Raw genomic sequence first — 14,455 nt, 5'->3', positions numbered from 1 at the left:
TGCAACAACAGCAAGGCGCGCCTTCGCCGGACAAGTTGGTGAAGATTCTCGGGCCTAAGTAGTTTTTTCATCGCTTGGACCGGCCCTTTCGCGAGCAGGCTCGCTCCCACAGTTGACTGCATTCCCTCAGCCAGAATGCGATTAACTGTGGGAGTGAGCCTGCTCGCGAATGAAGCTCACTCGATGTGTCAGTTGCGCTCGCGCAGAAACGCCAGCAGTGCCTCAGTCACAAACCCGGGATTCTCCAGATTGGAGATATGCCCCGCCTCCGGTACCAGCACGCACGGGCAACCGATCAATTCAGCCATTTCCCGGGCTTCCGAGGGTGGTCGCGGTTTGTCCTGATCGCCGCACAATACCAGCGTCGTCGCCGGGTTCAGCTCGTCCAGGCGTGGCAACAGGTCGTTGCGGCCAAACGTGATGCGGCCCATCGGCACGATGCTGTCGCGCAAACGCTCGGGCGAGTAGCCCTGCAGTTTTGCGCGGAAGCCCTGATACAGCGCCGACTGCGGGTCGATGCCCGGGCGGAAGAAGATTGGCACAACGATGTCGAGCAATTGTTCGGAGATGGTGCCGCTGTCTTCGATCTGCTTGAACAACGAGAAGTAATACTGCCGGGTCGGTTCCGGCTCGACGCCGACGTAGGTGTCCATCAGCACCAGACCGTTGAGACGTTGCGGTGCGGACAGTGCCAGGCGCACGCCCCACATGCCGCCGACCGAAAGCCCGACGAGGGTGACGTGGTCGATGTCCAGATGATCAAGCAAGGCCTGCGCCTGTCGGGCGATGTCATCCAGCGATGTCGTGCCTTCAGGTAACTTGCCGGACTCGCCATGACCCCACAGATCCAGGGCGATGACGCGATAGTGCGGGGTCAGCGCGGCGATCTGCGGCGCCCACATCGCTTGATCCCAGAGATAACTGCCAGCCAGCAACACGGCGGGGCCGGTGCCTTGATCAATGTAGTGCAGTGCTTGTCCGTCAACCGTGAAAAAGGGCATCGACCACCTCCGCGAGAAAAAACAGAACCGGCAGACTGAGCTGCCGGTTGTTGATCGTCAAGGATGGAAATGTACAGCAATGTACAGACGCCATTCGCGAGCAGGCTCGCTCCCACAGGGGTTTTGTAAACAACACAGATCCTGTGTGGGAGCGAGCCTGCTCGCGAAGCGGCCGGCCCAGGCGCCGGAGGACTACAACCCCTCCAGCTCCGCCATCAGATCATTCAACCGATCAACCTTCTCCTCTGTAATGTCGCTGGCCGCCAGCCCACCGATGTATTCGGCCAGTTCCTCCACCGTGCTGCATTCGAACATTGCGCGCAGCGGCACGTTGCGTTGCAGGGCTTTTTGTACCCGCGATGCAATTTGCGTAGCCAGCAGCGAATGCCCGCCCAGTTCGAAGAAATTGTCGCGCACGCCGACCTTTTCCACTTTCAGCACCTCAGCCCAGATATCAACCAGGGTCTGCTCCAGTTGATTGCGCGGCGCCAGATAATCCTCGCTCTGCAACTGACCGATTTCCAGTGCCGGCAAGGCTTTGCGGTCGAGTTTGCCGTTAGCGTTGAGTGGCATCTGCTCCAGCCACAGCCAGTGCAGCGGCACCATGTATTCCGGCAGGTCGGCGCGCAGGCGCTGCTTGATCCGCTCCAGGCGTTCACCCGGATTGAGCGCTGCATCGGCCGCGACCAGGTAGCCCACCAGATGCTTGCCGTTGACGCCTTCCTGCACACCCACCGCCGCGTCGCGCACTTCCGGTTGTTCATGCAGGCGCGCTTCGATTTCACCGAGCTCGATACGGTAACCGCGAATCTTCACTTGATGATCGACGCGGCCGACGTATTCCAGCACGCCGTCGGTGCGGCGCCGTGCCAGGTCACCGGTGCGGTACAGGCGTTCGCCCGGCGCGCCGAACGGATTCGGCACAAACACCGGCGCGGTGCGCAGCGGATCGCTGACGTAACCGCGACAGACGCCGGTCCCGGCAACACATAACTCACCCACCGCGCCCAACGGCACCAGATCCAGCGCGCCATCGACCAGGTACAGCAAGTTGTTATCGGTCGGCGTGCCGATCGGCAAGTAACTGCCGCGCGTTGAAGCCATGTCGACACGGAAGAACGCCACATCATCCGAGCATTCCGCCGGGCCGTAAGCATTGACCAGACCAATGTCCGGGTAACGCAGCAGCCATTGATGGGCCAGTTCCGGCGGCATCGCTTCACCGGTCGGCAACATCCAGCGCAAGCCGTCGAGGCTCAGGCGCTCGGAGCCGAGCATGCCCTGAATCAGCGATGGCACGCTCTCCAGCACGGTGATGCCCTGCGCCTGCACATGGCCCAGCAAACCTTGCGGATCGTGGGCAATCGTATTCGGGACGATGTCGACCCGTGCGCCGAACAACGGCGCGGCAAGGAACTGCCAGACGGAAATGTCGAAGCTTTGCGAGGCGGTCTGCGCGATCACATCGGCCTCGCTCAAGTCGAGGTACGGGCGTTTGCTCAACTGGTTGTTGAGCATGCCGCGCTGCTCGACCATCACGCCTTTTGGCAGACCGGTCGAACCCGAGGTGTAGATCACATAGGCGAGATTGTCCGGGCCGCTGTGAATGCCGAGATTGTGCGTCGCTGCCACCGACGCCTGGACCTCTTCCCACACCAGCAGGCGCGGGCGATTCGAACAGCCAAACTCTTCGAGCAAGGTCTGCGCCTGCTCAAGGCAGGCTGCGCTGCACACCAGCAACGGCGTGCGGCTCAGCTCGATGATGCGGCTCAGGCGCTGGCTCGGCAGACCCGGGTCCAGCGGCAGGTAACCGGCGCCGGCCTTGAAGCTGCCGATCATCATGCCGAGCAGGTCGAGATTACGCTCGGCCAGCAGCGCCACCGGTTGATCCATGCGCACACCGGCAGCGACCAGGGCATGGCCGAGACGGTTGGCGTTGTGATTCAGTTCGGCATAGCTCAATTGCTGATCGAGGCAACTGGCGGCAACGCGCTGCGGATGCGCCGCGACCTGCGCCTCGAACAACGCCACGTAGCTTTGCTCCAGCGGGTAGTCGTGGCCGCTCTGGTTGCAACCGTGCAGCAGGAAGTCGCGCTCTTCGTCGCCCAGCAGAGGCAAATCGGCCATGTCGCCATGGAAGCCGTCGACCAGCGCCAGCAGCAGGCGCTTGAACTCACTGAGCATGCGCTCGACCGTCGCCTCGTCGAAGTAACGCTGGTCATAGGACAGGTGCAAGCCAAGGTCATCGCCCGGGTAACACACCGCCGTCAACGGGAAGTTGGTATGGGTGCGGCCGGAATCCGAGGTCGCATTCAGGCTCTGTGCACGATCAAGCACCGAGACTTCCACCGGGGCGTTTTCGAAGACGAACAGGCTGTCGAACAACGGCTGGCCTTTGGGCAATTCGCTCTGTTCCTGGATGTTTACCAGTGGCAGGTATTCGTACTCGCGCAGTTGCATGTTGCTGTCGAGCAAAGCGCTGAGCCATTGACGCACGCTGCTGCGCTGATCGTCCGCAGGCATCTTCACCCGCAGGGCGATGCTGTTGATGAACAGGCCGACGGTGCGTTGCATTTCCGGCATCTCCACCGGCCGCCCGGCCACGGTCACGCCGAAGAGCACGTCGCGATCGCCGCTCAGGCGCCGCAAAACCAGAGCCCACGCAGCTTGGGCGAAGGTGTTGACGGTCAGTTGATGTGCCTGCGCCAGTTCCCGCAACCGTGCTCCGTCTTCAACATTGAGGCGGGTGTAACGGTCGCCGACGATCATGCCGCCGCTTTCACCGGCGTGTTCGCGCAGGAACGGCCGGTCGCTCGGGATCGGCGTGGTGCGCTCGAAGCCTTGCAGATTCTGCCGCCACCACTGCCGCGCCTCGGCCAGGCTCTGGCGTTGCAGCCAACCGATGTAATCGCGATAACGCGGCGGCACGCTCAACTGCGCTTCACGACCTTCACCGAGGGCGGTGTAGGTCTCGAAGAAGTCGTTCATCAGCAGAGAACGGCACCAGGCGTCGATGAGGATGTGGTGGTTGCTCATCATGAACCAGTAGCGCGCCGCGCCGACCTTGATCAGGCGCAGGTGGAACGGCGCCTGATTGAGCAGATCGAACCCGGCTTCGCGCTCGCTTTTCAGCAGCGCTTGCAGCTGTGGTTCCTGCTCGGTTTCGGCGACGGCGCTCCAGTCCAGATACTCGATCGGCGTGCGCCCCGGCGTGTGAATCACTTGCAGCATGTCTTCGCCAACGTTCCAGCAGAACGAAGCGCGCAATGCTTCATGACGAGCGACCACCGCTTGCCAGGCCTGGGCGAAACGCTCGGGGTCGAGTTCGCTGTTGATGCGATATCGATCCTGCATGTAGTACAGACCGGTGCCCGGCTCGAGCAAGGTGTGCAGCAACATGCCTTCCTGCATCGGCGTCAGCGGGTAGACATCTTCGATGTGCGCGGCCGGCACCGGCAGCGCATCGAGTTGCGCCTGAGTCAGTCTGGCCAGCGGGAAGTCCGATGGCGTCAGGCCGCCGGCTTCGTCTTGCAAACAATGGGCGATAAGGCTTTGCAGCTCACCGAGGTAGGCGGCGGCCAGATCGTTAATGGTTTGCGCCTCGTAACGCTCGGCACTGAAATTCCAGCGCAGCAGCAGTTCTCCACCGTAAACCTGACTGTCGACGCTCAGCTCGTTGGGCAACGGCGCCTGCGGATCGTGCGCTGCACCGATTGGCTCATCGAGAGGACGGAACAGCGCATCGCTGCCGAAGCTCTGGTCGAACTGGCCGAGGTAGTTGAAGGTGACCTGCGCCTGCGGCAGCGCGGCCATGTTCTGGCGGCAGCCGTCATCGGCCAGATAACGCAACACGCCATAACCGAGACCTTTGTGCGGCACGGCGCGCAGTTGTTCTTTGATCGCCTTGATCGAAGCGCCCTGCCCGGCGGCCTCTTCGATATTGTGCGGGGTCAGGCGCAGCGGATAAGCGCTGGTGAACCAACCGACGGTGCGGGTCAGGTCGATCTCGTCGAACAGGGTTTCGCGACCGTGTCCTTCCAGTTGAATCAGTGCCGAGGGCTGGCCGCTCCAGCGGCACAGCACACGAGCCAGAGCGGTCAGCAGCAGGTCGTTGACCTGAGTGCGATAAGCGCTTGGAGCCTGTTGCAGCAACTGCCGGGTGCGCTCGGCATCGAGGCGTACGCTGACGGTTTGCGCATGGCGATTCTGCCTGCCGCCCTGCGGGTTTTCGCAAGGCAGATCGGCGCTTGGCCCGGCCAGTTGCGTTTGCCACCAACCGAGTTCTTCTCGCAGGGATTCGCTGCCGGCATAAGCCTGCAAACGCGCGGCCCAGTCCTTGAAGGCGCTGGTTTTCGCCGGCAGTTTCAGCGGCTGCGCAGCGTCGAGTTGGCGATAGGCGGTTTGCAGATCATCCAGCAACACGCGCCAGGAAACGCCGTCGACGACCAAGTGGTGGATGGCGATAAACAGACGTTGCTGATCATTCGCTACATCGACCAGCACCGCGCGCAGTAACGGGCCGTTGTGCAGATGCAGACTGCGTTGCGCGTCGGCGAACAGGGCTTCGCACCGGTCCAGCGAATCGACGTTGAATTGCCAGAGCAGATCATCACTCGACAGCACTTGATGCGTCGCTTGCCATGCATCATCGGTTTCAGTGAAACGCAGACGCAGCGCATCGTGCTGCTCGGTCACGGCCAGCAAAGCTTGCTGCAATCGTTGCGGCTCGAGGCGCACAGTCGGTTCCAGCAACAGCGCCTGATTCCAGTGCTGACGCTGGGGAATGTCCGTATCGAAGAACCAGCGCTGAATGGGCGTCAGACGCGATTCGCCGTCCACCAGGCCTTGCTCGGCCGTCACTTGCTGGGTGCGACTGGCAACGGCGGCGAGCGTCTGCACGGTCTGGTGCTGGAACAGGTCGCGCGGGCTGAAGTGAATGCCCTGCTGACGCGCGCGGCTGACCACCTGAATCGACAGAATCGAGTCGCCGCCGAGCTCGAAGAAGTTGTCGTTGAGGCCGACCTGCCTGACGTTAAGCACATCGCACCAGATCTGCGCCAGGGTCTGCTCCAGCTCATTGCTTGGCGCAACGTAGTCCTGACGATTCAACTCGGGATCGGGCGCCGGCAAGGCGCGGCGGTCGAGTTTGCCGTTGGCGGTCAGCGGCATGCTTGCCAGCAGCATCAGCTGGGTCGGCACCATGTAGTCCGGCAGTTGCGCCTTGAGGTGCGACTTGAGCGCTTCGCGCAGTTCAGCCTGTTGCGCTTCGCCTTGCCCGGCGACATCGGTAACGAGATAACCCACCAACTGCTTGCCACTCGGCGCATCCAGCGCCAGCACCACCGCTTCGCGGATCGAAGGGTGATCGAGCAGGCGCGTTTCGATTTCGCCCAGTTCGATGCGGAAACCACGGATTTTCACTTGATGGTCGATCCGCCCCAGATACTCGACCAGACCATCGGCACGCTGGCGCACCAGGTCGCCGGTGCGATACATGCGCCCGCCATCAGCGGCAAACGGGTCAGCGACAAAACGCTCGGCGCTGATGCCCGGACGGTCGTGATAGGCCTGCGCCAGACCGGCGCCGCCGACAAACAATTCACCGGTCGCGCCTTGCGGCACCAAGGCCAGATCGGCGTCGAGAATGTACGCGACCCGCGCGCCGATCACGCTGCCGATCGGCACACTGCCGGCGCCCTCTTCCAGTACCTGCGGCGCCAGACTGGCCAGCGGCATGACCACGGTTTCGGTCGGGCCGTAAGCATTGAAAAACTGCGCCGGTTGGAATGCCGCGCGGATGCGCTGCAGATGCTCGCCGGTCAGCGCTTCACCGCCGGTGATGATCATCCGCACCGGCAGGACTTCATTCTGCGTGGCAAGGAACTGCGCCAACTGGCTGCCGTAGCTCGGCGTGAAACCGAGGACGTTGATTCGATGCGTGCGAATCAAGCCGCAGATTTCTTCCGCGTCCCACTGGCCCTGCGCCCGCAACACCACCTGCGCACCGCTGAGCAGCGGCACCAGTAGACGTTCGGTGGCAGCGTCGAAGTTGATCGAATAGAAATGCAGTTCACAGTCGTCCGGGCGCATGCCGAAGCGTTCGATCACGGCCTGGCAGTGCATGGCAATTTCACCGTGGGAGACCACCACGCCTTTCGGCTTGCCGGTCGAGCCGGAGGTGTAAATCAGATAAGCCTGATGTTGCGGCAGGCTGATAAACGGCAACTCGCTGGCCGGGTAGTCGGCCAATCCCGGGCTGTCATCTTCCAGACACCAGCGCGCCACGTCTGACGGCAAGTCACCCAGGGCCTGAAACATCGCCCGATCGCTGAGCAGCAGGCCGATGCGGCTGTCTTCAATCATGTAATGCAGACGGTCGAGCGGGTATTCCGGATCCAGCGGCACATAAGCGCCGCCCGCCTTGAGAATCGCCAGCAGGCCGATGACCATTTCCAGCGAACGCTCCAGCGCCAGACCGACCCGCACCTGCGGGCCGACCCCACGCTCACGCAGCGCCCAGGCCAGACGATTGGCCCGGGCATCGAGTTCGGCGTAGCTCAGGGTCTGCCCGGCGAAGGTCAGCGCCGGCGCGTCTTTGCGCGCCAGTGCCTGTTCGGCAAACAGATGATGGATGCACTGGTCGAGACGATGTTCGCCCGGCTCGACGCCAAGGCTGTCGAGCAGCTGCTGTTGCTCAGACTTATCGAGCAACGGCAGTTCGCTGAGACGTTGCTGCGGATCAGCGATCAACGCTTCAAGCAGGTTGCGCCAATGCCTGGCCATGCGTTCGATGGTCGGTTCGTTGAACAGGTCGGTGCTGTAAGTCAGGCAGCAGCCGAGGCGATGGTCGAGATCGGTGACTTCCAGATTGAGGTCGAACTTGGTCGCCCGCGCATCGTTGGCCAGGTACTCGACAGTCATCCCAGCGAGCGTGCGGCTCTGCTGGAATTCCCAGCGCTGCACGTTGCACATCACCTGGAACAGCGGGTTGTAAGCCGCGCTGCGTGGCGGCTGCAAGGCTTCGACCAAATGATCGAACGGCAGATCCTGATGGGACTGGCCTTCGATCACGGTGTGGCGCACCTGCTCGAACAGTTCGCCGACCGACATCTGCCCGTCGAGCTGGCAACGCAGCACCTGGGTGTTGAGAAACGCCCCGATCAGCCCTTCACTCTCCGGGCGGATACGGTTGGCCACCGGCGCGCCGATGCGCAGGTCGGTCTGGCCACTATAGCGGTAGAGCAATGTGGCGAGCGCGGCGGTCATGGTCATGAACAGGGTCAGACCGTTTTGCGCATTGAACGCCCGCACCCGCGCAGCGAGATCGTCACTCAGATCGAAACGGAACAGCTCGCCCTGATGGCTCTGTACCGGTGGACGCGGACGGTCGCCGGGCAGTTCCAGCAGCGGATGTTCGCGACCGAGCTGCGCGGTCCAGTAATCGAGCTGGCGCTGGCGCTCGCCGGACTCCAGCCACTGACGCTGCCAGACGCTGTAGTCGAGGTATTGCACCGGCAGCGGCTCGAGCGGCGAGGCGCGCTCATCGACGAACGCTTCATACAGCGCACTGAGTTCACGGGCAAAGATGTCCATCGCCCAGCCTTCGGTGACGATGTGGTGCAGGGTCAGAACGAAGTAATGCTCGTGCTCGGCAGTCTTGACCAGACAGGCACGCAGCAACGGGCCGGTTTCCAGATCGAACGGCTGGTGCGCTTCTGCATCAGCCAGTTGCTGGACTTGTAGCTCCCGGACTTCTGCCGGCAGGCTGGAGAAATCCTTCCAGCCCATGCGCACGCCGGTCTCGGCATGCACCTGTTGGCGGGCAATGCCGTCGACACTGGGGAATGTAGTGCGCAAGGTCTCGTGGCGCAGGATCAGTGCCTGCAACGCCGCCTCGAAATGCTCGACATGCAGCACGCCGCGCAAGCGCGCCATGCCGCCGACGTTGTACGCCGGGCTGTCCGGTTCCATCTGCCAGAGGAACCACATGCGCTGCTGCGAATAGGACAGCGGCACCGCTTGGCTGCGGTCGATTTTTGCAATCGGCAACTGTTGATTGGTGCGGCCGCTGGCCTGGATCAGGCGAACCTGTTCGGCGTAATCGCCCAGTTCGCTGTGCTCGAACAATGTGCGCAGCGGCAGCTCGACGTCACAGGCCTGACGTGTGCGCGAAATGATTTGCGTGGCCAGTAGCGAGTGACCGCCGAGGGCGAAGAAATCATCACGCAGGCCAACCTGCTTCAGACCCAGCACTTCGCGCCAGATCGCGGCGATCTGTTGCTCCAGTTCGCTGACCGGTTCGACGTGTTCACGCACTTGCCATTGCGGCTCGGGCAAGGCGCGGCGATCGAGTTTGCCGCTGGGGCTCAGCGGCATCGCATCAAGGCGCAGCAATTGTGCGGGCACCATGTATTCCGGCAGCTCGGCAGCGAGGGCAGCTTTCAGCCGAATAATTTGCTCATCGGCATTTTCCTGCGCATCGGTCGCCGTGAAGTAGCCGATCAGTTGCGCACCGGCAGCGGTTTCCCGCACCAGAACCACGGCCTGGGCCACGCCATTTTGCGCCAGCAGTCGCGCCTGGATTTCTTCCGGTTCGACGCGAAAGCCACGCAGTTTGACCTGCTGATCGAGACGGCCGAGGTATTCGATCACGCCATCCGAGGACCAGCGCGCACGGTCGCCGGTGCGGTACAAGCGGGCGCCCTGCCCGCCCAGTGGATCGACGACAAAGCGTTCAGCGGTCAACGCCGGACGCCCGAGATAACCACGCGCCAGACCGATGCCGCTGATGCACAGCTCACCCGCCACGCCCGCCGGTACTGGATTGAGATCGGCATCGAGAATGCGGCAGATCACATTGCCCAGCGGCCGGCCAATCGGCGAGCGCTCGCCATCGGCAGTTGTGCAGTGCCAATGGGTGACATTGATCGCGGTTTCAGTCGGGCCATAACGGTTGTGCAATTGCACCGCTGGCAGTTGCGTCAGCACACGGTTGCGCAGCTCGGCGGGCAAGGCTTCACCGCCGGAAAACACCCGGCGCAGGCTCGTGCACTCGGCACTCAGCGGCTCGTCGATGAACAGCGCCAGCAGCGGCGGAACGAAGTGCAGCGTGGTCACGCCGTGTTGCTGGACCCGTTGCGCGATGCGATGCGGGTCGCGGTGCTCGCCGGGGGCGGCAAGCAGCAGACGCGCGCCGCTGATCAGCGGCCAGAAGCATTCCCACACCGAGACGTCGAAACTGATCGGCGCTTTTTGCATCAGCACGTCGGCTTGGTCGAGACGGTAAGTGTCCTGCATCCATTGCAGGCGCTCGGCCAGCGCGGCGTGGGTGTTGCCGACGCCTTTCGGTTGCCCGGTGGAACCCGAGGTGTAAATCACGTAGGCGAGGTTGTCGCCGTGCAGTTGCAGTCCCGGTGCCTGGCTCGGCCATTTATCCAGGTGCAGCGCATCCATGGCGATCACGCTGACGCCATCGCTGGCCGGCAGACGCGAGAGCAATTGCGTCTGGGTCAGGAGCAGTTCGACACCACTGTCGCGGAGCATGTACGCGAGACGCTCGGCCGGATAATCCGGATCAAGCGGCACATAGGCGCCGCCGGCCTTGATGATCGCCAGCAGACCGATCAGCAGTTGCGGCGAACGCTCGGCGGCGATTGCCACGCACACGTCCGGGCCCACGCCTTTGTCGCGCAGGTAATGGGCGAGCCGGTTGGCTTGCGCGTGCAGCTCGGCAAAATCCAGACTACCGCCGTCCCACACCAGCGCGGTGCGTTGCGGGTTTTTGCGCAATTGTTGCTCGAGCAGTTCCGGCAGCCATTGTTGCGCCGGGGTGCACGGAGCGACGCTCCAGTCCTTCTGCTGATTCTGCTCGCTGGCCGTCAGCAAGCGCAGATCGCCGATGGCCTGCTGTGGCTGTTCGCAGACCTCGCTGAGCAGATTATGGAAATGCTCGGCCAGACGCTCGATGGTCGCGGCGTCGAACAGTTCGCTGGCGTAGTCGAACGCCAAGCTCAGGCGGCCGTTGCGATCTTCTTCGCTGTGCAGTTGCAGGTCGAACTTGGCCTCGCGGCTGTGCCACGGCAGTTCTTCGGCGAGCAGACCGGGCAGGCGCTTGAGTGCACTGAGGTCGCGCTGCTGATGGTTGAACATGACCTGGAACAAGCCCTGATCGCGGGCCTGCGGGAACGCTTCGAGCAGTTGTTCGAAGGGCAGATCCTGATTGGCCTGGGCGCCGAGCGCGGCCTGGCGCGTCTGGTTCAGCAACTCGGCAAATGTCAGGCGCGAATCGATTTGCGCACGCAACACCTGGGTATTGATGAAGAAGCCGATCAGGCTTTGGGTTTCCAGGCGCGGACGGTTGGCGTTGGGCACGCCGATGCGAATGTCGCGCTGACCGCTGTAGCGGTGCAGCAAACTTTGCAAGGCAGCGAGCAGAAGCATGAACGGCGTGGCTTCGTGGGCCTGCGCAGTCTGGCGGATCGCCTCGCTGAGTTTGCTACTCAAGCGCACGCTGTAGCGTGCGGCGCTGTGGTTGTGTCTGGCCGAGCGCGGGTGATCGGTGGCCAGTTCCAGTGGCGGATGTTCTTCGCCCAGTTGCGCTTGCCAGTACGCCAGTTGCCGCTCGCCCTCGCCTTGCGCCAGCCATTGCCGCTGCCAGTTGCCGTAATCGGCGTATTGCGTGGGCAGCGCGGCCAGTGTCGCCGTTGCACCTTGAGTAGCGGCGGCATAGAGACGCGAGAATTCGTCGAGGAGAATATTCAGCGACCAGCCGTCGGCGATGATGTGGTGCAGGGTCACCAGCAATTGATGCTGTTCATCATCGAGGCGCACCAGCGTCACTCGGAGCAACGGGCCTTTTTCCAGATCGAACCGAGTGCGCGCCTCGTCTTCGCGAATCTGCTCGGCACGGGCTTCACGCTCGGACATTGGCAGGTCGCTGATGTCGATCAGTTGCAGGTTGAATTCGGCATCAGCGAGCACTTGCTGCAATGCCACGCCGTCACGCTCGAAGAAACGTGTGCGCAAGGATTCGTGGCGTTCGATCAGTTGCTGGAAGCTTTTGCGCACGGCGTTTACGTCCAGCTCGCCACGCAGGCGCAGGCCTCCGGGAATGTTGTAGGCGCTGCTCTGTGGATCGAGTTGCCAAGTGATCCACAGACGGTTTTGTGCCAGCGACTGCGGCATCGGCTCACTGCGCGACAACGTGCTGATTGCATCTTGGGCGCTGCCGCCGTCCTGGTTTAGCTGCGCCACAGCGGCGGCGAAGGCAGACAGGGTTGGCGCTTCGAACAACAGGCGCAGGCTCAGCTCGACACCGAGTGCTTCGCGAACCCGCGCGACCACTTGCGTGGCAGCGATCGAGTTGCCGCCGAGCAGAAAGAAATGGTCGTCGCCACTGACCTGCTTGACGTTGAGTTGCTCGGCCCAGATTTGCCCGATCAACGCTTCAAGGTCCGAAGTGCTGCTGGTCGCGTTTTCCGTTGCGGCTGTGATCGAAGGGAACAGCGCGTAACTGTCGAGGCTGCCATCAGCCAGACGATTGCGGCACGCCGAGCGCTGCAGTTTGCCGCTGGAGGTTTTCGGCAACGCGCCCGGATTGAGCAGCACCACCACGCTTGGCGCCTCCTGATACGCCTCAGCCACGGCTTGGCGAATGGCTTTGATCAGCGCATCTGGCGCAAGGATTTTCTGCACGCTGCGGCTGATTTCCGCAGCGATGCCGATGCCCTCTTCGCCGTTGTGAGTGACCGCGAACGCCGCCACACGCCCCTTGCGCACCACTTCGACTTCGCGCTCGACAGTCTGCTCAATGTCCTGCGGATACAGGTTATGGCCACGGACGATGAGCATGTCTTTCAGGCGCCCGGTGACAAACAACTTGCCGTCACGGATAAAACCCAGGTCGCCGGTGCGCAACCAGGTGCGGCCGGCATGCTGAACAAAAGTCTTGGCGCTGGCTTCGGGGTTGCGCCAGTAACCGTGGGCGATGCTCGGGCCGGCGGCCCAGACTTCGCCGACGGCGTTGTCGGCCAGTTCTTCGAGGGTATTCGGTTCGACGATCAGCACCGCGTGCTCAGGCTGGCTGATGCCGCAACTCATGACCGCGCTGCCATCGCCCGGCTCGGCGCGGTTTTGCGCGAGCGCCTGATCGTCCACGCGCAGTGCCGGGATGCCGGTGCCGCGCGGTGTGCCAGCGACAAACAGGGTCGCCTCGGCCAGACCGTACGAGGCCATGAAACTGTTGTCGCTGAAACCGCAAGCAGCGAATTTTTCGGCGAAGCGCTCGAGGGTATCGAGACGGATGGGCTCGGAACCGGAATAGGCCACGCGCCAGCGGCTGAGATCGAGGCGCTCAAGGGCCGACTCGCTGACCCGCTCACTGCACAAACGGTAGGCGAAATCCGGGCCGCCGCTGATGGTGCCGCCGTATTCGGCGATCGCTTCCAGCCAGCGCATCGGCCGACCGAGGAAGTACGCCGGCGACATCAGAATGCACGGCACGCCGCTGAAAATCGGTTGCAGCAGACCACCGATCAAACCCATGTCGTGATACAGCGGCAACCAGCTGACGATGACGTCGTCCGGGTTGACGTCGATGCCGAAACCGTGACGGATCAGCAGTTCATTGGCGACCAGATTGCCGTGGCTGACCTGCACGCCCTTGGGCAGCGCGGTGGAGCCGGAAGTGTATTGCAGAAAAGCGATGTGCTCGGCTGGCAGGCTCGGTTCAACCCACTGTTCGGCCAGTGCGCTGTCGAGGGTGTCGACACATAACAGCGGCGGCGCGCCGTCGATTTGTTGCAAGGCATCGCGCAGATCGGCGCTGGTCAGCAACAGCGTGGGCTCGGCGTCGGCGATGATCGACAGCAATCGCTCCTGATGATGACGACGCGCCGATTCCGGCGGATAGGCCGGCACCGCAATCACACCGGCATATAGGCAACCGAAAAACGCCGCGACGTAATCCGCGCCGCTGGGAAACAGCAGCACCGCACGCTCACCGAATCCAGCCTGAGCCTGCAACGCAGCGGCGATGGTGCGCGCGCGTTGATCCAGTTCGCGATAGGTGAGCACCACAGCCTGATCGGCGTTTTCGGCGAGAAAACGCAAGGCCAGTCGGTCCGGCGTCAGGGCTGCGCGACGCTTGAGGGCTTGGACCAGGGTGCTGGGGAGTTCGAACGCGTCGGTCATGAGGTTTCCTGCCTGAATTCGGCTTGCAAGTGGAATCGGGTGGCTGCGTCACACCTGTCGAGAGGCGTGCGGGGCGCGGTCTGTGCCGACCGCGCAAGGCATCGGAATGCGCTGAGACCGGGGATCTGCACCCGGGCCATTCACCAATGAGAACGGATGGAGTGGGGAAATAATTAGTCGGCAGGCGCGACGTCCAGCGGGGCTGGGGTGCGGCGGCGTGTCGCAGTTGGCAAAACACATCGCCTTACAGCAATACCTCTCTT

The 14,455-nt window shown here is 62.8% G+C and carries 2 protein-coding genes; both read right to left on the bottom strand.

All coding sequences use genetic code 11. The features are described 5' to 3' along the window. Positions 1-188 precede the first annotated feature (188 nt). Positions 189-1,001, bottom strand: coding sequence for an alpha/beta fold hydrolase (locus D8U82_RS27595; protein ID WP_130887930.1), 813 nt, complete (start codon positions 999-1,001; stop codon positions 189-191). A 192-nt stretch (positions 1,002-1,193) separates the two neighbouring features. Then, complete coding sequence (locus D8U82_RS27590; RefSeq protein ID WP_130903346.1) at positions 1,194-14,192, bottom strand: non-ribosomal peptide synthetase; 12,999 nt, start codon at positions 14,190-14,192, stop codon at positions 1,194-1,196. Between the last annotated feature and the right edge of the window lie 263 nt (positions 14,193-14,455).

It is taken from the genome of Pseudomonas sp. Sample_23 (assembly GCF_004307595.1).
GTDB lineage: Bacteria > Pseudomonadota > Gammaproteobacteria > Pseudomonadales > Pseudomonadaceae > Aquipseudomonas > Aquipseudomonas atacamensis.
Note: the sequence above shows the minus strand (reverse complement) of the source record. Positions and strands in the feature narration are given on the sequence as shown.